Origin of the sequence: Alicyclobacillus sp. TC, assembly GCF_016804365.1 — a bacterium.
Classification (GTDB): Bacteria; Bacillota; Bacilli; order Alicyclobacillales; family Alicyclobacillaceae; genus Alicyclobacillus_I; species Alicyclobacillus_I tolerans.
This window is the reverse complement of sequence record NZ_CP044434.1, coordinates 491449-512403: the sequence shown is the minus strand read 5'-3', so window position 1 is coordinate 512403 and position 20955 is coordinate 491449. Positions and strand designations below refer to the sequence as shown.

Sequence of the window (20955 nt, the reverse complement as noted above, 5' to 3'; positions counted from 1 at the left end):
GTCGTTCTAGAAATGTCCGAACCACCAGCAAAACATTTAGGTAAACATCCGCCAGAAAATAAATCCTGATGCACTAAAAGATAAAACTCCCAGTACATAGGCTACAGCAGACCCAAACCCTTGATGATTAGAGCGCATCCACAATCCAAAAGAAATCGTATATATCAGAATCATCAATGGAACAATCATGGCAAAAACAAATTTAAGCATGTGCCGTTCGCCTCCTTTTATTTCTTCTTTTATCTCTTCCCCCTCCACCTCGACGTAAATGATGACGGATGACACCACTCAAAATGATAAAAACGGGCAACGCAAAAACAACCGTCCAACCCCATTGCATAAGGTACTGATCATCCATCGTGATCACCCTTACCAAATCGGCATGCCATAAGGAAATAGCAAAACAAAGCAACGAAATGGAGGGTATTGAAGGACGAAAAGATTTCCATCCAACTGCTTTACCCAGCAAATATCCTGCTCCCCAAAGGCTTACAGCCATTTTGACGATGGCTGCTGTAACCCAAAGAAAAACGAAAATACTTTCCAATCTTTGAAAAAACCTGCCCAAGTATATCATGCGTGCCATTTGGTAAAGCGCAAATGAAGCCTTGCCTGCTTCCACTGGTGAAAAGACCATATGGAAAGTCACCAAGAACGCGGTTAATAGCAATGTAGACACAACAATAGATACTGTACCAATTACTCGAAAATCACGCGGATGATAGGCATGTGGAAAAATGACACACAGCAATAGCACATTATTGAAGATAGAAATGTAAAAAACTGATGATTTCAAAACTACCCAAGGTCCTGAGCCCCAAAATGGAAAAAGATACATGGGATGCCACCAGTTGGCTGTCATCAGACAGAGAGCAAGTATGCCAATGATTAAAATAGGTTGCACAAAATACGCTGTTCGACAGATTCCTTCTAATCCCATATAGGCAATATAAGCAGATGCTGCCATAAACACAGCGCCAATCAGCAGGATAGGTGTTGAAGGCAAAACTGTCGTGATAACATTTTCTGTAAATTGTCTGGATACACTTGCTGTGGAAAGAATAAAATAACCTACTACAATCAGTATAAAAAACATCGTTATTGGCTTTCCAAATGTTTCTTGTGAAACCTGAACAATATCCATATATGGAAAATATTTTGATAGCAACATTTCAACAATTAAAAATACAATCAGGGTTATAGCTCCTGATATAATAGGTTCCATCCAAGCGGCTTCCAGCGTTGTCTGGCTAACATAACGTGGATACATGAGAAAAGCGTTAGAAGCTACAAAAATGGTCAGCATAGCAATCAGTTCTCTGGTTCCGACACGCGTTTTTTGCTTCATTGACACTTTCCTTTCCAGCACTTACTCGTCATAACTAGCTTTTAGACTTCTTGTTAGACTTTGTTAAATTGGGGACAGGTCGCGTTTCCGCACTCCACGGTCTGGTAATAGGACTCTGCCGCCATCGTTTGAGCGGCTTGAGATAGTCTGGTCTACGATTCATTTGAAAGACATAGCCGCGTACGAGTACATCAGGAGACCCGCCCATGCTAGGTGCAACCGGAGCCAACAAGGGTACACCAAATGATTTTTGTACTGTAAGTCGAACCAGATAAACAATCCCTAGAATTGCGATACCATAAAACCCCAAAAACGCCCCAGCAATGAGGAAAACAAATCGTGCCACACGAACAGCAAGGCTCAGATTGTAATTTGGAATGGTAAAGCTGGCTAAGGCAGTTGTAGCTACAACAATGACGAGTAAAGGTGAAACAATACCAGCCTGTACGGCAGCCTGACCAATAATAAGGGCTCCAACTATACCAATGGTGGGTCCAATTACCGATGGTATCCTAATTCCGGCTTCTCGAATTAATTCTATGGCAAATTCCATCAAGAGAATTTCTACGACTACTGGAAAAGGTACTTGTTCACGGCTTCCAGCAATGGCCAACATCAAATCGGTTGGAATCATTTCTGGATGATAGTTGGTCACAGCCACATACATCCCTGGCAAAAGCAGAGCGACTACTAACGCAATCCAGCGCAAACCTCGCAAAAAAGCACCAAAAGGGAAACGCAAGTAAGCATCTTCCGATGTCTGAACCATGGTCCAAAGTACAACGGGTACCGCTAGTACAAAAGGACTATTGCCAACAAAAATGGCCACATGTCCTTCCACTAAAAGCGATGCAATACGATCGGGACGTTCAGTTGAAAATACTTGCGGAATCAGAAGATTGGGCTTATCATCTAAAAATTGTTCAAGAAGACCGCTATCTGGCAAATAATCTACCTCTATCGCTTTGATTCGCTTTTTTACTTCTTCAACCAATTCTGGATTCGTCAATCCTTCTATCCACATGACCCCAATATCAGTTGGCGCCAATTTACCAATGGAAAGAATATCGGTCACCAAATGTTCCGATCTCAATATTGAACGAACTAACCCTGTATTTGCCCGAAAACTTTCAGTAAATCCGTTATGCGGCCCACGTACAACATTTTCTGTCAACGCTGTGCCCACTGTACGGTGTTCCCAACCTTTGGTTTCTACCGTGAGAGCCGCGTCACAGCCGTCCACCAAAACTACAGTCGACCCTGCCAAAACGGCGTTGACTAAATCTGTCCACTCATTGATGGCTTCCACCTGATTGCCAGGCAATAACCGTTCAGCAATAGCATCCATTCGTTTTTTACTATCATCTTCAGGAATATGGGTAAGAATCATTAAAGGCTGCAGAATGTGTGTGTTGATGATATTTTTATCTGCCATACCATCAACAAAAACGGCAAAAGCTTTCCAGGGACGACGAACCCCAATCGTAAATTCTCGTACAACAACGTCCTTATTGATGTCCAGGTGGAACGTGGATTTTAGTTTATCTTTACATTCTTCCAAGTGGGCAGGAATCTGTTCATCATCATAAGATGCCATATGCTCAACACTGACATCGTACTCTTGCGCCGACTGCTTGATATATTCCCGCAACGCCCGCGGTCGTACAGTCGATCCGCCCTTGTGACCGAGAGGAAGAAAACTGCCGGTTGTACTGTTTGAACTCTCTGAATTGTTTTCACCATTTGAACTCCGACTCGACTCATTCAATGTGAATGTCTCATCCATGACGGAATCGTCAACAATCAATAATTTTCTTAACCAAAGTGGAAATTTTAAGGCCACGCGGACATCACCTCACTTTCTTGACCGTGCAGGAACGGATTTTTTTCAGTGAGGTTAGCGTGTACGTGCGTCAGACAGTTTATTCAGGGACAGTAAACTTCAAGTATGTTTAGACCAAGAAATGATGAGGGTAACCCAATAATAAGAGAGGAAATACAAGACCATGACTCAAGAAATCTTACTTGTCAAAGCTGGAAAAATACTGATTTCCAGTGTCAGCAGACGTGTACGAGGATTGTAAGCAAGTGCTCGAATTCGAAAGGGCGATTGAGGTCGCTCACTCAAATTAACTTGAATCATATCGTTCTGGCTCTGGAGTTGTATCCAGTTGGGCCATGGCATGCGTTCAAAAAACAGAAACAAAAGCCGGTTGGGTAGTCCTACACCACCCATACTGGATTGCTCTAACTGCAAATTCAAATTACCATTTTCAACCACAGGCAAAAAAGTCATATCGAATGGTATGACACGGCCAAGAAAAAGAATATCGAGCTGAGCTTTCCAATTATTTGCAAATTTGACTTTGGCACTTTGCAAAAACCGATTCAAATCTTTCTGACGAGGTAAATCATAGGCCAAATATGCGTTGATGGCTTCGTCTCCTATAGACATTTGGATATTTGCTGGCGTGCCCGAAGGTATGCTCTGCAATGGAACAGTTGAAGCACTCGGTTTAGGAAAACTCGTAACCCAAACCAGCAGTCCAATGGCTGCCAACAAATTTATCGAGAGAAGAACCACAAACGCTCGTTTCCAAATCATCTTCTATCCTCCTGTATGTCCATTTACAGGGACGAGGCGACCTTTTTGCCCGATCTCGTTTTTGATTTCTTCTTCTCAACTGGTGGTTTTATCTCAAACACTTTATCATTTAACCGCTTATCACTCTGCAAGCGAGGATAAAATTGACAATATTCTAAAACAGGACAAAGTTCGCACTTAGGATTTCTCGCTGTACAAACTTGCCGACCATGTTGAATCAACCAGTGATGCGTCTGGCTCCAGAGTTTTTGTGGAATACGCTGGCAAATCTGTCTCTCAGTAATATCAGGCTTCAAACTATTGGCAAGTCCTAAACGATTGGCTACGCGATTGACATGTGTATCCACTGCTAACGCTGGGATACCAAAAGCGTTTGAGACAACAACATTAGCCGTTTTTCTCCCCACTCCTGGTAAACGAATTAATTCGTCTTGAGTTTGCGGGACAAGACCATGATATTCTTTTAAAATCATTTTGGAAGCAGCAATAATATTATCCGCTTTGGCGCGAAAAAGTCCAACTTCCCTAATTTCCTCCTGTAACTCTTCCGATGTAGCCGCAGCAAATTCCTCAGGTTCACGATATTTTTGAAATAACCTTGCTGTAACCTGATTGACGCGAACATCCGTGCATTGCGCGGATAACATAGTGGCAATCAGTAATTCAAAAGGAGTCGTATAATTTAGAGCACATTTTGCATCTGGATAGGCAGCCTCTAGCTTAGCTAGCATCTTTCTTGCCTGAGACTTAGACAACAACCGCATCACTGACTCTCCTCTTCATCCACAGTAGAATCTATCTGATAACGTATCTCATTCGCTTTTTCCCAAACATTTTCCTGTTGAATATAGTTTACCAGAAGTTCTCTCACCATAGGTGCACCAAAAGTAACTTCTGTTCCGCATTGAAACTGGGGAAAAGTATGGGTTAAATATAGATATTCACAAGTGGCAACACGATAAACGCCTTCCAAATTCATTTCTTTCCCCGCCAGCATGACCTTTTCAATCACATGCTGACCGTCCTGCAATTCTTTTGTATAAATCACTGCCCCGGCAACAGCAAGATGACCAATCACTGCTCCTCGGAACCCAAAACCCTTTCCTAATTTCATCTGAATCTCTGGTTGCAGCCCTACTTCAAGAATCGAGAGAATTTGCTGACCGGTCAGATTCATGAGTACAGGACGAGTTGGTGTGCTGCATGCTCCAAGAAGATGATATTGATCTGCACGCCCTGGCAGCAGACTGGCCGTTAAAGCTCCTGACATCATGATGGAAAGATGAGCATCATAATTCGCTAATAAAGCATCCGCTAACAAATTAGCAAAGGCAGATTCACCGCGGAAACGCACTTCTAAACGTTCTGGAATTTCCGCTACTTGTTTGCCCATCACTGTGTCAATCTCCGACCGCCAAGATTCATAGGCTGCCAGCATAGCCCTATCAAGGGGTTCATATTCATTCACTTCTACAAGTTCCACACTTACAGAACCTACTCGCTTCTCATCTGAAACCCATTCCAGCGACACATGCCCAAAAGCGCGACCGTGCTTGCCAGCCTGAAAAATGTAGGTATGACCGACGACTTCCGGCTCGTGCATAAAGTGATGCGTGTGCCCTCCTAAAATCACGTCTATTCCTGGAACACGTTGCGCTAAAACGCGATCGTCAAAAAGGCCCAAATGGGAGAGGCAGATGACTACACTGCAACCTTTCCCGCGCAGTTCTTGAACAACCTCTTTCGCCGTTTCAAAAGGCGGAGCAGCCTTAACACCAAGCGGTTGATAGGCAAGTGGATAAGCTGCCGTCAATCCAAAAACTCCTATGGTCACATTTTCCTGAGATAAAATCAACGCGCGATCAAAAAATGGAAACGATTGACCATTGAGCTGCTGAAGATTGGCACAAAGTATACGCGTGTTTGCTAAGTTACCGAGTTCCCCCCATACACTGCTGGGTAAAGTAAGACCCTCGTTGTTCCCAAAAACCCATGCATCTACAGATAGAGCGCGCATCATAGCCGCGTTGACTCTGCCCAGCGACGCCTCAGTTTCCGGACGAACGCGGTCGATTAAATCTCCAATATCAAACGTCCATACTACTTCCTTGGAAGCTGTCAAATCTGCACGAAGAGCGCGCAGGCGATGGCCTACGCGCATATAATTTTCGAGAGAGCTGTGCAAATCGTTTGTGTGCAGCAAATGAATTTTCATGCGGTCATCCCCCTCGATATCCATGACCGCGCGATTTCGGATACCGTTTGCTAACTTTTTAGCGCACGGCGGAGCACTTTACCAACGGCTGACTTAGGCAAACTATCCCTAAATTCGAAGCTGCGTGGAACTTTATAAGCAGCAAGTTGCTCCCGGCAAAACGCGTGAAGCTCTTCCTCACTGACCGACATGCCTGGCCTTAGAACCACGTAAGCCTTTACCGTCTCTCCCCGATAATCATCCTCTACACCAATTACAGCGGCTTCTAGAATAGCCGGATGGCGATAGAGCGCTTCCTCTACTTCGCGCGGATATACATTGTAACCACTGGCGATAATCATATCTTTTTTACGATCGACGATAGAAAAAAATCCATCCTCATCCATAGTAGCAATATCTCCTGTCAACAGCCAGCCATCCAAAAGTACTGCTGCCGTCTCCTCAGGACGCTGCCAATAGCCTAACATAACCTGAGGTCCAGCAATGGCTAATTCTCCTTCACTTCCAACCGGAACTTCTTCTGCTGGATTATCAGGATTGACAATCTTCGCAGACGTACCTGGAATAAGCTTACCAATACTGCCTATTTTACGAGATGCAAGCGATGGATTGCTGTGTGTGACGGGTGACGCCTCGGATAATCCATAACCTTCTAAAACAGTTGCGCCAGTGACCTGTTCAAAAATTTCCAAGACCTTCACAGGCATAGGTGCTCCCCCGCAATTGCATACGCGCAAAGAAGACAATATATCCGAACCGGGTGTAACAGCTTGAGCCAGTGCTACATACATAGTGGGAACAGCTGGAAACAAAGTTATTTTATAATTTTGGATCGCATCTAGAGCATCCTGTACGGAGAAACGCGGCAAAATCACCAAGGGAATACCACTGACAAGAGGAAGATTCATGGCAACTGTCATAGCGTAGACATGAAAAAACGGTAAAGCAGCCAGCGTAATATCGTCCGGTCGAACACCGTTTTCAACAGTATGCGTGGACTGAACGGCATTGGCTACAATATTTCTGTGCGAAAGCATAGCACCTTTAGGTCGACCTGTAGTCCCTCCGGTATATTGCAACACAGCGAGAGTATCAGCAGGTGAAAGATTCTTTACAGGTTCAGCAGGACTTGCGGCCATCAACACTTCCATAAATGAAACTGCTTGAGTCGGCAGAGAGTCTGTCGCTCCTCCTTGTAAATTTACTACCACAAGGTCTTGTAAAGCATGTCTTTCTGTCATTTTTTCAAGAACAGGTAAGAATGAATCGAGTAAAATCAGCATGCGCATACCCGAATCTTCAAGTAAATAGGAGAGTTCTGGAGCGGTGCTCATGGGATTGACCTGCACTACGACAGCACCAATTCCCGTAATAGCATAATAAGCTATAACGTACTGAGGGCAGTTTGGCAACATGATACCCACGCGATCGCCCTGTTGAATACCTTTTGAGCGCAAAAAACCCATAAATTTTTTGACAGCTCCCAGTAACTGCCCATACTTTAAAGTATGCCCCATAAAGTGAATTGCCGCTCCGTCTGGATTGCGACTCGCAGATTCGGCCAACATATCAAAAATCATCTGATTAGGTATATCGATAGCGGCTCCACTAGCAATCATTTCTTTACCTCCTGACACCGTGTCATGATAAGGCTTACATTGAGGCATTCGTGATATAAAGCGAGTTTCCTGCTAGATAATCGAGACTTCCAAATATTTTATGACGATCCGTCATTATTGATGACCTTGCAATAAATGTTCATCCATTTCCAATATCGGTTGTCAACTGGTAGATGGACAATAGACGTTGAAAGACCTCTTGAAATGAAGCTAACGCTTGATGGGCTTGCATCTCAAGAATTTGCTCGTCAGACCATTTTTTTCCTATCAACAAGTCTCCTTGGCGACGATTTTTACATTTTTCCGCCATATCTTTAAATTTTTCCACATGAACATCCCGTGCTGGAAGATAAATTGGTTTCGTATGATCTTCCATCCAAAAATAGTCCCCTGGAATATGTTTGATAATCGTTTCTGCATGGTTTTCGAGACGTTGAACAATCGCTGATTTATTGGGGGACTCGTAGAGAACGCCAAACATGACAAAAACATGTGTTGGCCAAATACCCAATTGAAAATGTGGATGCTGTTTATAGCCACGAGGATTCTCTGAGAATGCTACCCACGTATCTTTAGGAGGATTGACTGTCCGTCTTGCATGTTTGGCTACATGAGCATAAACAGGACGATGTAAATCATAAGAGAGTTGTTGCGCAAACTGGGCACCGATTTTTTCTAACTTAGGTCGAATAACAGATTTAATGGCTTGCATTCTTCCATCGAGATCGGGCACATCAAATACTGAAAAGTCGTCTGCTTGAAATACCGGAAAATCTTCTAAATTCAACCTGTTCTCTTCCTTTCCATTCAAATGTTCCTACGTTTTTTTCAGAAATTTGTTCACGATTGCAAGGTTGCAACATAACATACTCATAAAAGCTGCAACGTACGCAAAGGTTACTTGCCTTTGTTGAAATCTTTCAGAAACCTCCCTCTTGAAAAGGTTGGTTGCAAAGGAGGAAATACAGTGACATCTGATGAAAAAACGGTGTCTCGTTCTGACGCCTGGTCTCCAGAAGACGATGTGAAGCTAGCAAATCTTGTACTTCAACATATTCGTTCTGGAAGCACTCAATTGCGCGCTTTTGACGAAGCTGCCACATTATTAGGCCGAACATCCGCTGCTTGCGGCTACCGATGGAACGGTGTTGTTCGCAAACACTATCGGGATGAAATTGAAAAGGCAAAAGAAGAAAGGAAAACGAGTAAAGTACATTCGAGTATTCAAGAAGTAGAGACTTCAGACTCCAATCCACATCAGAAAAGCGTATCGCAGGAATTGTCAATGACCGATATTTTACATTTTCTGCAAACGTACGAACAAAAGTTTCAACATCTCCAGCAGCACGCTTCTCAGCTAGAAAATCTGAATAAAGATTTGGCCAATCGGATTGGACAATTGGAAGTACAAGTAATCCACCCTCAAAGCAGTTCTTTTACAGAAATATCTTCAGAACAGCTTGATGATGATTCAAAAACACTGTTTGCAATCTTACAACGCGCAAAAAAGATTTTACAGGATTCTCATTAAGGCTGTAGGTTTCCAACTTCAGACAGCTTATTGCACATTCGAAAAAGTATAATCCACACTATTTAACTTGTTCCTCAGAGTCAAGCATTGGATTTACTGAGTTGGGAAGCAAATCAACAAACAAATGTGAAGCAAACAGGCTCTTTACCGCAATGAGCAAAATGGGGCCAATGAACAAACCTATAAAACCCATAGCTTGTAAACCTACGTAGAGTGCAAATAGCGTGGAAAGTATATCAAGTCCTACGTTATTGGCAAGAAATTTAGGTTCAATCAAATGCCTGAGTATCGAAACACCCACTTGCAATGAGAGTATTTTTATGGCAATGGACAGATGACCGGTTGTAAAGGCCAGTAGAGCCCAAGGTACAGTTAACAACGCAGATCCCACAATAGGTACTATACCAAAGAGACCAAACAGAATTCCAAGCAGTACAGCAAACCTAAAGTGCAAGAGAAGAAGTCCGCCAATGCCAAGCACAGCAGATAGAATCATCAGTAATAATTGAACCCGGATGGTACCCACAAACGCTTTATGAATATCGCGAATAACACCTTCCATTTTAGCGGACCATCCGGGAGGCAGTATACGAAAAAAACGTTTTGTCATGCTCTCCCTATGCAATAACAAGAAAAAGGCTGTAATGACTGCAATAATGGCAACAAAAATAGTTTCTGGCAGATGCGTGACGGACATTAGCACTTCTGTCGCAAATTTTTGCAACCATTTTTCTGCACTCGCTAATACGTGCACAAAAGTATTCTGCAGTTGATTCGCCACTTGTGGCGGCAAATTACCGTATAAGATCTCGCCGCGCAGGACTTGTTGATGAATCCATAGCTCTCCTGAACGCAGTAAATATTCAGAACCCAACGTCAAGGTTGGCGCTTCTCTTGCCACACCAACAATAGCCGCGACAAAAAAGACGACCAGTAATGCCACACAAATACCAAGCGTCAGCAATACAGCTAATAAGCGCGGTATACGAATTTCTTCCAAAAAGCGAACCACAGGCAATAACAAGACAGCCACTATCCAGCCAAGAATGAATGGAAGAATATATTTTAATAGTAATCCAACAACAAGAATGACCAGAGCGACAAAAAGAAACAACGCGGCAACTTCTGCTACGCGCAACCAATATTTATGCAGGCTTTCTTCACGTGCCAGCACCGCCTTGCTCCTCTCTGCCGATGCTCAATTTCAACATTCAGATAGGCATTACACTTTGCGCAAAAAAACTCGACGCAATGTAAAACCCGTACCAATGAGTAAAAATGCCAAAATAAAGAGTAATGTAGCCTCGATATTATGTTTGGGTATGGACATAATGTAACTGGCTGATGCTAACGAAGCTGCTCCGAAAATGGCAAAAAGCAACATAATTATTTTTTGTCCACGTGACATCATGATGACATTAACCCTCCTCAACTATCATCGCTTCTAAAGCTATTTCCATCATATCACGGAAGGAAGTTTGTCTCTCTTCCGAAGTCGTGGTATCTCCTGTCAGGATATGATCACTAATGGTAAGAATAGAAAGTGCTCTGCGTCCATAGCGAGCTGCCAAGGTATAGAGCGCAGCAGTTTCCATCTCAACTGCCAACACTCCGTAATTTTGCAGTCGCTGATAGATGCTTTCATCTTCATGATAAAACGTATCGGACGTAAAGATATTACCTACCCAATATTTTCTTCCGATCCGTTCGGCTACGTGATAAGCTTCTTCCAGCAACGCGAAATCAGCGGTTGCTGCATAGTGAACACCTGGCAAGCGCAGACTCGGCACAGCAGAATCTGTGGAAGCACTCATGGCTAAAACGATATCTCTAACCTTCATATCTGCATGAAGCGCCCCTGCAGTACCTACACGTATGAGTCGCCGGACTCCATAATCAACCATCAATTCATGAGCGTAAATCGAAATCGAAGGCACACCCATCCCTGTTCCCTGCACAGAAACGCGGTTCCCTTTATAAAATCCAGTAAATCCATACATTCCTCGTACTTCATTATACATTTGCGCATTCTCTAAATAATTTTCAGCTATAAACTTAGCACGTAACGGATCGCCCGGAAGCAAAACAGATTCGGCAATTTCCCCGTGCTTGGCAGCTAAATGAATGCTCATTGAATGTTCTCCTCGTTTTTATTCGTATTATGCCACTTCTATGGAAAGGAGAAAAGCGCCGAGATACGACAATTTGCCCAGCCAAACAAACCTGGGCAAATGGACTAGGCTATGGGACGGGTCCTCTGATGAATTGGGAGGAATATCACATAAAACTTGCATAGGGGGTAATCATAAAATATTCAACATCCCACCTTCAGGCAGGAAGATTAGCTACAAAATAACGTTGACATAATGTCCAAGCTTCACTACAATCACGAGCCACAATAACACGATGAGCGCCACTGCGACGGTAAAGACGAATTTTATTGGCATCAGCAGTCAACACAATGACTAATGGAATATTGGCTTCCCGTAACGACTGCGCTATCAAAGCTGTCCGAACAAAATCACTGTCTTCTTCAATCAAGGCTACATCAAACTGATAAGAAGATACCGCTCGAATAACATCTGTTTTTCTTGCATCTGTTTCAATGAGCGCTTTACCGTATCTCGATTTTAATTCTCCTCGATGCCCTTCAAAACAATCAAGTACATGAGCTTCAAGACCAAGCGCTTGAGCACGATGCAAATATTCCAGTCCTGAATTAGACAAGCTGGCAATAAGTAACTTTGTCATATAGCTCTCTCCCCCGCTCCAAATGGAAGCGCTTACAGGACTATTATACACCAATCTTCATCATTATAACAGTGACAATAACCAAATGGGCTTGCTCTATTGTGATCAAATTTTTTCACTAGCTACAAGTCTTACTCTCTATTCAGAACGGATTTTCACGGTGTCGATGCGTTATCTGTCTGCCTTGGTGGGCTTTTTCTCCTCAGTTGCGGCGGCATCCATTTCCCCCTGTCGGGCACGAGCTACTGCAGAACGCAGTTGATCGCCATACCTATAGACAATTTCTCTTGCTTCGCGGACTTTCTCCATTTGTACAGCATGATATAAATCGCGGCAAATGGAAATACCGAGATCACCCGGCAAACCAAGCACACGAAGAGCAGAGCGAAATGGCTCCTGTAAAATGCGAAAAGCATTTTCTAAAATAGAGTTTTCAGCCACTTGAGCTAGCACTTCAAAAAAACGTAACTCAGCAGACAGGCGCGCTTCCATATGATGAGCGGCACATTCCATCTCAAATACAGCATAAGACAGTGCACTGTAATCGCGGCTGCCTCGCTCTCGAGCAGCCACCGTTGCCACACCTGCCAACACGGCAATCAATGTGTCGAGCAGGTCTTCGACCTCGCCAATGCCCAGTAACCACGCAGCCTCCAACGGCTCCATCCACATCTCTACACTCGCCGTTCGCACATAAGTTCCATCGCCATGGCGAAACTCTACCAGCCCTTGACCACGCAACATTCCTAGCGCTTCTCGCACTGTTGCTCTGCTGCATTGGTAAGTTTCCGCCAAATGAGCCAACGGCGGCAACTTTGTTCCAGGGCGGTATTCACCTGACTCTATTTGTGAACGAATTTTTTGTGCTACACGCATATACAGTTTATGAGATTCCATGGACGTTCCTCGCTTCGCAGAATGAGCGGCCTACGCCCTAAGACACTGATCTTTTCGCCTATATTTATCTTCCAAGCGCAGAATCTACAGTTTGAGATCAAAGCCACTCAGTGACCACTCCCTTACCGAAAGGCAGAGACTTCTCAGAACACGCATCGACAGCCTACATTCGCTCAAGCTTTCACGACAAGATTCAACAACTTGCCAGGAACGTATACTTCCTTGACAATGACACCATCGTTTAACCATCCTATAATTTCTGGAAGCTTCTTGGCAGACGCAATGACCGCTTCTTGAGAAGCATCCGCTGGCATGCGCAAATGACCGCGCACTCTGCCATTAATTTGTACCACAAGTTCAACCTCATCATCACGCAACCATTTTTCATCCACTTTTGGCCATGATGTCGCAAAAACGGATGACGAATGTCCCAAAAGCGACCAAAGTTCCTCGCCCAGATGGGGAGCAAACGGAGACAGACAAACAGCCAAAGTTTCTAAAGTAGCCAGATCTAGTCCATGTGCGCTCTCCGCCTGCAACGCATTGATATATTCCATAAAGGCACTTACGGCGGTATTAAAGCGGAACTGCTCCATTCGTTCTGTCAGCGTAGCCACAAAACGATGACGCAACTTGTTCAAACTGTCACGAGCCGGAACAGGTTCACCCATAGCTTGAGCGAATAGTCGGTATAACCTCTGCAGAAAACGAGCGACACCTTCCAATCCGTTGGTATTCCATTCCGCTTCATCTTCGGGTGGCCCCACAAACATTTCGTACATCCGCAGTGCATCAGCACCGTATTTGTCAATAATTTCATCCGGACTCACAACGTTTCCTTTTGATTTGCTCATTTTTGCACCGTTTAACGTGATCATACCCTGCGTAAAAAGGTGCTGAAACGGTTCATCAAAGTCAATCATTTGAAGGTCATGAATGACTTTTGTAAAGAAACGCGCATAGAGAAGATGCAATACCGCATGCTCCACACCGCCAATATACATATCCACAGGCAACCAGGCATCCGCTTTTTCCTTGCTAAATGGAGCGTTTGGATTGTGCGGGTCGACATAACGCAAAAAATACCAACTGGACCCTGCCCACTGTGGCATTGTGTCTGTTTCTCGACGTGCCGCCCCCCCACATCGTGGACACGTAGTATTTACGAATTCGGGAATGGCCGCAAGTGGCGATTCACCAGTGCCTGTTGGCTCGTACTTTTCCACATCAGGCAGACGAACAGGCAAATCGTCTACAGGCACTGGAACAGTCCCACACGTATCGCAATAAAGGATAGGAATAGGTTCGCCCCAGTAACGCTGGCGGGCAAATACCCAGTCACGCAACCGATAAGAAATGGTTTGCTCCCCTTTTTTCTTCTCTTCAAGCAATTGAATCATGGCCTTCTTGGCATCTGCTACCGTCAGACCATTGAGCCCCTCTGAATTGACCAGCACACCATCCCCTAGGTAAAGAACTCCATCTTCTGCTTCCTTTCCTGGCTCTGTTACCACTGTACGAATGGGTAGACCAAACGTCTGGGCGAATTCAAAATCTCTTTCATCATGTGCGGGAACGGCCATAATTGCACCAGTTCCATAATCCATCAAAACATAATCAGCTATCCAAATGGGCAACTCCGCACCAGTAAGAGGATGGATAGCGTACGCACCTGTAAATACGCCAGTTTTGCTCTTGTCCACAATCTGCCGGCTAACAGCTGATTTTTTTAAGGTTTCTTCCACATACGCGTTCACTTCGTTTTGCTTTTCAGTTGTGCTGATCTTCTGAACCAACGGATGTTCTGGAGCAAGCACCATATAGGTAGCGCCATACAGCGTGTCGGGCCGAGTACTGAACACCTCAATTTGCTCATCGGGATGTCCTGCGACACCAAATAGAATTCGCGCTCCTTCACTTCGACCAATCCATGCTCGTTGCATGCGTTTCACATGTTCCGGCCATTCGAGTTTATCGAGATCGTCCAACAGCCGATCTGCATAAGCGGTAATTTTGAGCATCCACTGATTCATTTCCCGCTTTGTCACTTCCGCACCACAGCGGTCGCAACAACCATCGACAACTTCTTCATTAGCAAGGCCTGTTTTACAACTGGGGCACCAATTAATTGGCATTTTCTTGCGATAAGCCAGTCCTTTTTCAAACATTTTCACAAAGAAAAATTGTGTCCAGTGATAGAAATCTGGAGAACTTGTATTCACTTCCCGATCCCAATCATACAAAGCGCCAATCTGTTCCAGCTGACGCTTGAAATTTTGAATATTTTTGGACGTTGATAGGGCTGGATGAACACCATGGGCAATCGCGTAATTTTCTGCTGGCAAACCAAACGCATCCCAACCCATGGGATGCAACACATCATAACCCTGTAAGAGTTTGTAACGACTCCAGACATCAGAAATGGTATATCCTCGCCAATGTCCTACATGTAATCCCTCTCCTGAAGGGTAGGGAAACATATCCAAACAATAATATTTTGGTTTTTGACTGTCTTCTTGAACACGACTCATATTGTCTTTTTTCCATTTTTCTTTCCATTTAGCCTCAATGGTTTTTGCTACATATTCCAACGTCACCACTCCTGCCGTTCCACTACAGATTGGAAAGCAGTATACCGCAATCCCAGGCAGAAGAAAAGTCGGACATTCAGCCCGACCTTTTTTATGCCAACAATTTTCACTTTTTGCGAGCCATCAGATAGCTCCTGCAATAGAATCGTTAACGGCGCGAATTTGAACTAACTCCGAAGAACTGGAGAATAAACAGGAAGAGGTTGATGATGTCCAAGTAGAGTGACAAAACAATCCAAGGAACATATTGTTCAGCTACACCGTATTTGGAAAGACGGTTCACGTCAAAAAGAATATAGCCAATAAATATGGCAATTCCGATGAAAGAGTAGATCAATTGTCCGGTAGTTCCAAAGTGCACGAAGAAGGACACAATCCCCATCAAAATCAGGGCGATGAGTCCAATAAAAAGAAATCCGCCGAGGAATGAAAAATCCATGGAACTGCGAGACGCTACAATACTTGCAACCAAAAAGGAAATTGCTGTTACACCAAGTGCCTCCAATACCAGACCTGAACCGTAAGTTTGCGTGTAATACGCAATCGTTGGGTAAAGTGTTAACCCAGAAATGAAAGTGAAACTAAAAACAAATGGATAGCCAATGGTTCGCCTGCGCTGAAGAAACATGGCCACCACAATCATAATAATCTCCGCAAACATAGCAATACTCACCAAAACGGGAGGCACGAATTGCCCAGCGTAAACGCCAATCGTCGCAAACAAAAGTGAAGCAAACAATCCTAAAAACACTCTACTCATTAAGCTTCCACGAGATACTGAGTACGTCTGCATCAAATATTCACCCTTTCGCTTAACAGTTTCTCCAAAATTTTTTCATACACTCGCGGCCACGCATATTTGTCCCAATCTTCCACAGGAACCCAAATCATGCGCTCCATTCTTTTCTGACTCTGTCCAAAAAGTTTCTCTAAAGCTAAACCCACTGGACGACAAACATGAACTTCCCATTCAAGATGAGTAAAGACGTGCTTCTCTGTGGCAACTGGCACCAGATAGGGTTGAGGTGATTCGCTGATCTCATCCGCGAGCAAAGAACCTGCAACCAAACGTTCCATTAAAGATTCGGCCAAGCGCAAAGCAGAAGGCAACTCGGAGCCGCCATCCTCTGTCCGCTCTTCGGACAAAGACGGCAATTGCCACATTCCCCCTAATAAGCCTTCCTCAGGACGCTGTTCAATGAGCAACTGACCTGCGTGTTCTAACCAAAGGGCACTCACCAGCATCTTTTTACGAGCAGCCTTAGCCACTTTCACAGGCAATTCTGCGGCACAGCCTTCACGTTTCGCCCTGCAACCCTCGGCAAGCGGACATAACAAACATTGTGGCGATCTCGGTGTACAGACAATCGCGCCAAGTTCCATGATCGATTGTGTTACGTCCGATGGAACATCGTTTGTCAGCCAATATTCGAGCAATTTGCGTATCCTTCGAACAACGTTGGTGTTACGTACCGGCTCGCGAATACAAAGCAAGCGTGACATTACGCGCAGTACGTTGCCGTCAATAGCTGGCTCAGGTTGACCCATAGCAATGCTGAGTACAGCCCCCGCAGTGTAATCCCCTACGCCTGCCAATTGCAACCATCCGTCTCTCGTCTTGGGAAAATCTCCACCCCATTCTTGACAGACCTGTTTTGCAGCAAGGTGTAAGTTTTTAGCGCGCCGATAATAGCCCAGCCCTTGCCAATGTTTGAGCACCTGTTCTTCGGAAGCTTTGGCTAAATCAGCGACACCAGGAAACGCTGAAAGAAAGCGCAAATAGTAAGGAATGACCGTCTCCACTCGCGTTTGCTGCAACATGGTTTCAGAAACCCAGATGGCGTAAACATCGCAAGTTCTTCGCCATGGCAAATCGCGACGGTTTTGTCGGTACCACGTCACCAGTTTATGTCCATATTCCTGAAAATTTTCATCCATGACGATCTCTGTTGATGATTTTCACAGCTTTCTTGCTCAGAATGCTGCCCCTACCTCCTTTAAACCTTTAGAAAAAACACTGCCGCGAGAGGAAAAGATCCCTGTTGATATTATACAGCGTTTTAAATCATGCGTACATTCCTGCAAAATGGACACACTAGCGGCGGGAGGTGCTAACCATGTGGGATATGATGAACGGGGTTGCCAATTCTGTGCGTGGCCGATTTATGCCCCGCCGACGAAACGGTATCGGCACAATGACCGCCTTAGTAATTGGTGCGAGTGTCGGTATCGCGGCCTGGGAAGCGTTCCGTAAAACGCAAAACGCGCCGCGAATGAATTCTGGCTCAGTCGGCAATGGCGCTGCGCAAATCGCATCAGAAGTCATGAAGGAGATTCAGGAGTAGCCCCACTCGCAAGAGCCCTCACTGGCAGCGGAACAGAAGCGGGAAGGCAAAAAGCCATTCCGCTTCTTCTCCCGTTTATTCTGCTAAACATTTACACAACTTCTGCACCAAATGTAGCCGGAAAATGCCGCAAGCTATCCAAATGACCAACTTCGTTAAAAGAAGCTACTCCCTGCTGATGAACAACCAGACGCAAATTGCGAGATTGTGCCGTTTTCCATTCATAAAGACCGTTCAACGTGTAGCGCACACAGATATCCGTGCAAACACCCACGAGATGAATTTCGTCCACTTCATACTCTTCCAGAATGGAAAGCAAATTTGTACCAGAAGTAGCATTGTACTGTTTTTTAGATAGGGTTAACCATTGACCCTGTTTTGCCAATTCATGCAAACTTGAGATTTCTTCCACCAACTCTTGTCCCCATGTACCGCGTAGATTATGAGGAGGAAATAGACCAGAGGATATTTCCCAATCTTCCGGATCATGGTTGTCTCTGGCATCTACAACAAGTTGCCCATGGGTCAGAAAATTTTTCACTTGTTGACGACAATACGGCAATATCGCCAAGCCTGCCTCGCCACAATTTAATGAACCTTCCAAACGTATAAAATCATTGGACAAGTCAATCAATAACAGCATTTTCATGACAGTTTTCGCTCCTAGGGATAGCGTCTGTTAATACCGTACTTATGTTTCCAGATATTATAAGACAATCGACTTCGCTTCATAGAGTCTACAAACTTTTGAGTATTGTCCAACACTCGACGCGCTTCTGCTGGAGAAACTTGACGTGAAAATACCGCCTCGCCAAATTCCTCCAAGTCGATAACATGGTAATAAGAGCGCTCATAAATGAGAACGTCCACATACATATCTTCAATGTAGATGTACTCCTGGTCTTCCCACACTTTAACGAGATCGACATAATGGTCAAATCTCAGACGAGGATGTTTGACAGGAACCCCATCATCCAGACAAGTACTGACTCCAATACCCCATTGTGGATATATCTCCCGCATGTGATTGGTATATCCCGCTTCAAAAGCCGGACGTTGAATAACCACCAATCCAGGCCGACGAAATAAACGTTCTACTTTGAACGGCTCATTGCTCCTGTCAATACCACGCTCTTCGCGCTTATGAATTTGTTGGACGCGACCTGGGCGTAACGCCATTGCGTCAATAACTCCTCCCTGTAAAGAACCATCTTCCAGTAAGCGTACCATGATTCACTGGTCTGAACAAGAAAGTTGGTATGTATACAAGTACGCAAATCAGTGACAATTGTCATGGTTCTATTGTGACGCAGGTGACTAGATATGAAAAACATTTTTCATTACCCTTTTCATAAGAGATTGAAAAAAAGTGGAGGATGACAAATTGACATCCATTCTTGAGTTTCAAAACGTAAGCAAGAACTATGGCAGTAAACGCGCCGTTGACAACCTGTCTTTTAGTATTGAAAAAGGTACCATTGTAGCACTATTAGGTCCAAACGGCGCCGGAAAAACAACCACAATGGCTATGTTGCTCGGTCTGATTCAACCAACAGACGGCAAGATCTCTGTGTTACATGGCAATCCTCGCCAACCCGCTACACGCCGACAAATTGGGGCCATGCTACAGAATGTGTCTTTGCCAGACAAGATCAGTGTACAAGAACTTCTGCAACTGTTTCGCAGCAATTATCCAAACCCAGCTTCACTGGAAACATTGTTACAAATGACAGGCTTGACCGCAGAGCGTCACAAAGATGCCAGCAAATTATCAGGCGGTCAGCAGCGCAGAGTTCAATTTGCTCTAGCCATGGCTGGAAATCCTCAATTCATCGTGCTTGATGAACCGACAACTGGAATGGATGTGAATAGTCGCCGGGATTTTTGGCATCAATTGAGGGAATATACAAAAAACGGAGAACGAACACTTTTACTTTCCACTCATCATTTAGAAGAGGCCGATGCTATTGCCGATCGCATTTTAGTCATCCAACACGGCAAATTGATTGCTGATGGCTCACCTGCTGAAATTAAAGCGAAAACTGGCTGGAGTTATATACGCATGCAAATAGGTGAAGGTTTCACGGCGGCAGACTTGCAACGTTTTTTAACCTCCGAAGACGAATGCTCTATGGAAGGTCGTAAAGTACAAATTCGGACACGCGACTCTGACTCCCTATTGCGTAAGTTACTTCGAACTGAATTGCCACTCTCTCAAATTGAAGTCAGTCAAGGCAAACTGGAAGATGCTTTTTTCGCAATCACGAATAAGGAGAACTATGAGGAGGTCACTGTCTCTTGAAGGCTTATTGGGCTCAATGTCGCTTTGAATTGAAACGATCCATGCGCAACCGAAGGCTGATTATTTTAAGTTTGTTGCTGCCGCTTTTTTACTATTTTTTCTACGTAAATTTATATGGGAACAGCTCACAAACTTTGAGTGGTTTGCCTTGGAAAACCTATTTCCTGATGTCTATGGCCAGTTTTGGAACCATTGGCACAGTCATGAACTCGCTTGCCAACCGCGTCGCAGTAGAACGCACGCAAGGCTGGCTAAAATTATTGCGCACCACGCCTTTGACAAGCAGGCAGTATATCCTCAGTAAAATTGTCACACAACTTTTGCTTGCTTTTTTGACAATTCTTATCATGTTTGCGGCTGCTGCTATTTTTACGCACGTTCATATGCCGATTCGTCTCTGGATAGGCGCATTGCTTGGTATAATGTTTGCATCTTTACCCTTTATGGCACTTGGTTTTACTATTGGCGTGTTGGCTGGTGAAAATGCGGCGAGTGTGGCTTCTTCAGTTGCATATATACTACTCTCCATCTTTGGTGGATTGTGGTTTCCTGTCGCCATCATGCCTCATTGGATGCAACACTTAGCCCATTGGTTGCCAACTTTTCGAATGGCCAATGTCGCCTGGAGAATTGTTGACCATCAATTTCCTTCTACCACTGACATCTTACTATTGCTCACATATTTTGTGATTTTTGTGGTGATAGGCGGCTTAGCGTTTAATCGCGATCAAAAAAATCTCTCTGTCTAAAA

22 protein-coding genes are annotated in these 20955 nt (G+C 44.4%); 4 read left to right on the top strand and 18 right to left on the bottom strand.

Going from position 1 to position 20955, the window contains the following annotated elements:
• Positions 1–36: 36 nt before the first annotated feature.
• The 8 genes from FY534_RS02535 to FY534_RS02500 form a co-directional block, all read right to left on the bottom strand.
• Positions 37–210, bottom strand: coding sequence for a hypothetical protein (locus FY534_RS02535; protein ID WP_165611952.1), 174 nt, complete (start codon positions 208–210; stop codon positions 37–39).
• Positions 203–1348: a GerAB/ArcD/ProY family transporter gene (locus FY534_RS02530; RefSeq protein ID WP_203115083.1), complete on the bottom strand. Its 1146-nt coding sequence runs from the start codon at positions 1346–1348 to the stop codon at positions 203–205. The genes FY534_RS02535 and FY534_RS02530 overlap by 8 nt, the downstream gene beginning before the upstream one ends.
• Before the next feature lie 34 nt (positions 1349–1382).
• Positions 1383–3191, bottom strand: coding sequence for a spore germination protein (locus FY534_RS02525; RefSeq protein ID WP_238413631.1), 1809 nt, complete (start codon positions 3189–3191; stop codon positions 1383–1385).
• 168 nt (positions 3192–3359) lie between these two features.
• Positions 3360–3953, bottom strand: coding sequence for a DUF2140 family protein (locus tag FY534_RS02520; protein WP_072873540.1), 594 nt, complete (start codon positions 3951–3953; stop codon positions 3360–3362).
• Positions 3954–3976: 23 nt separating this feature from the next.
• Positions 3977–4717: an endonuclease III gene (gene nth, locus FY534_RS02515; RefSeq protein ID WP_203115082.1), complete on the bottom strand. Its 741-nt coding sequence runs from the start codon at positions 4715–4717 to the stop codon at positions 3977–3979.
• Positions 4717–6168, bottom strand: coding sequence for a bifunctional metallophosphatase/5'-nucleotidase (locus tag FY534_RS02510; RefSeq protein ID WP_203115081.1), 1452 nt, complete (start codon positions 6166–6168; stop codon positions 4717–4719). Before FY534_RS02510 ends, nth begins: the two co-directional genes overlap by 1 nt.
• 50 nt (positions 6169–6218) lie before the next feature.
• The gene (locus FY534_RS02505) at positions 6219–7787 is read right to left on the bottom strand and encodes a long-chain-fatty-acid--CoA ligase (RefSeq protein WP_203115080.1); all 1569 of its coding nucleotides are present in this window, start codon (positions 7785–7787) and stop codon (positions 6219–6221) included.
• Between the two features lie 139 nt (positions 7788–7926).
• Positions 7927–8574, bottom strand: a complete 648-nt coding sequence (locus FY534_RS02500; protein WP_203115079.1) for a DUF1054 domain-containing protein — start codon at positions 8572–8574, stop codon at positions 7927–7929.
• Positions 8575–8754: 180 nt separating this feature from the next.
• Between FY534_RS02500 and FY534_RS02495 the strand changes: the two genes are divergently transcribed.
• Entirely contained in the window at positions 8755–9318 is a 564-nt protein-coding gene (locus tag FY534_RS02495) for a transcriptional regulator (RefSeq protein WP_072873544.1), read from the top strand.
• A gap of 58 nt (positions 9319–9376) precedes the next feature.
• On the opposite strand, the gene ytvI is transcribed toward FY534_RS02495, so the two are convergent.
• The 8 genes from ytvI to mutY form a co-directional block, all read right to left on the bottom strand.
• Positions 9377–10492 (bottom strand): sporulation integral membrane protein YtvI, encoded by a 1116-nt coding sequence (gene ytvI / locus FY534_RS02490; RefSeq protein WP_238413630.1) that lies wholly within the window; start codon positions 10490–10492, stop codon positions 9377–9379.
• Positions 10493–10540: 48 nt separating this feature from the next.
• Entirely contained in the window at positions 10541–10729 is a 189-nt protein-coding gene (locus FY534_RS02485) for a hypothetical protein (protein WP_072873545.1), read from the bottom strand.
• A 7-nt stretch (positions 10730–10736) separates the two neighbouring features.
• Positions 10737–11450: a purine-nucleoside phosphorylase gene (gene deoD, locus FY534_RS02480; RefSeq protein WP_203115078.1), complete on the bottom strand. Its 714-nt coding sequence runs from the start codon at positions 11448–11450 to the stop codon at positions 10737–10739.
• Between the two features lie 196 nt (positions 11451–11646).
• Positions 11647–12069 carry a potassium channel family protein gene (locus FY534_RS02475; RefSeq protein WP_072873547.1) on the bottom strand — a complete coding sequence of 141 codons (423 nt, stop codon included), beginning with the start codon at positions 12067–12069 and terminating at the stop codon, positions 11647–11649.
• 171 nt (positions 12070–12240) lie between these two features.
• On the bottom strand, positions 12241–12966 hold the full coding sequence (locus FY534_RS02470) for a FadR/GntR family transcriptional regulator (RefSeq protein ID WP_238413629.1): 726 nt from the start codon (positions 12964–12966) through the stop codon (positions 12241–12243).
• A 173-nt stretch (positions 12967–13139) separates the two neighbouring features.
• Positions 13140–15557 (bottom strand): leucine--tRNA ligase, encoded by a 2418-nt coding sequence (gene leuS / locus FY534_RS02465; protein WP_072873549.1) that lies wholly within the window; start codon positions 15555–15557, stop codon positions 13140–13142.
• A gap of 148 nt (positions 15558–15705) precedes the next feature.
• Positions 15706–16317 carry a Bax inhibitor-1/YccA family protein gene (locus tag FY534_RS02460; protein WP_238413628.1) on the bottom strand — a complete coding sequence of 204 codons (612 nt, stop codon included), beginning with the start codon at positions 16315–16317 and terminating at the stop codon, positions 15706–15708.
• 32 nt (positions 16318–16349) lie between these two features.
• Complete coding sequence (gene mutY, locus FY534_RS02455) at positions 16350–17495, bottom strand: A/G-specific adenine glycosylase (RefSeq protein WP_203115077.1); 1146 nt, start codon at positions 17493–17495, stop codon at positions 16350–16352.
• A 179-nt stretch (positions 17496–17674) separates the two neighbouring features.
• Between mutY and FY534_RS02450 the strand changes: the two genes are divergently transcribed.
• Positions 17675–17902: a hypothetical protein gene (locus tag FY534_RS02450; RefSeq protein WP_072873552.1), complete on the top strand. Its 228-nt coding sequence runs from the start codon at positions 17675–17677 to the stop codon at positions 17900–17902.
• Positions 17903–17993: 91 nt separating this feature from the next.
• On the opposite strand, the gene FY534_RS02445 is transcribed toward FY534_RS02450, so the two are convergent.
• Both FY534_RS02445 and FY534_RS02440 read right to left on the bottom strand, forming a co-directional pair.
• Complete coding sequence (locus FY534_RS02445; RefSeq protein ID WP_072873553.1) at positions 17994–18551, bottom strand: cysteine hydrolase family protein; 558 nt, start codon at positions 18549–18551, stop codon at positions 17994–17996.
• 14 nt (positions 18552–18565) lie between these two features.
• On the bottom strand, positions 18566–19081 hold the full coding sequence (locus FY534_RS02440; protein WP_072873554.1) for a DUF402 domain-containing protein: 516 nt from the start codon (positions 19079–19081) through the stop codon (positions 18566–18568).
• Positions 19082–19286: 205 nt separating this feature from the next.
• Between FY534_RS02440 and FY534_RS02435 the strand changes: the two genes are divergently transcribed.
• Positions 19287–20204: an ABC transporter ATP-binding protein gene (locus FY534_RS02435; RefSeq protein WP_203115076.1), complete on the top strand. Its 918-nt coding sequence runs from the start codon at positions 19287–19289 to the stop codon at positions 20202–20204.
• Positions 20201–20953: an ABC transporter permease gene (locus tag FY534_RS02430; protein WP_203115075.1), complete on the top strand. Its 753-nt coding sequence runs from the start codon at positions 20201–20203 to the stop codon at positions 20951–20953. The genes FY534_RS02435 and FY534_RS02430 overlap by 4 nt, the downstream gene beginning before the upstream one ends.
• Positions 20954–20955 lie beyond the last annotated feature (2 nt).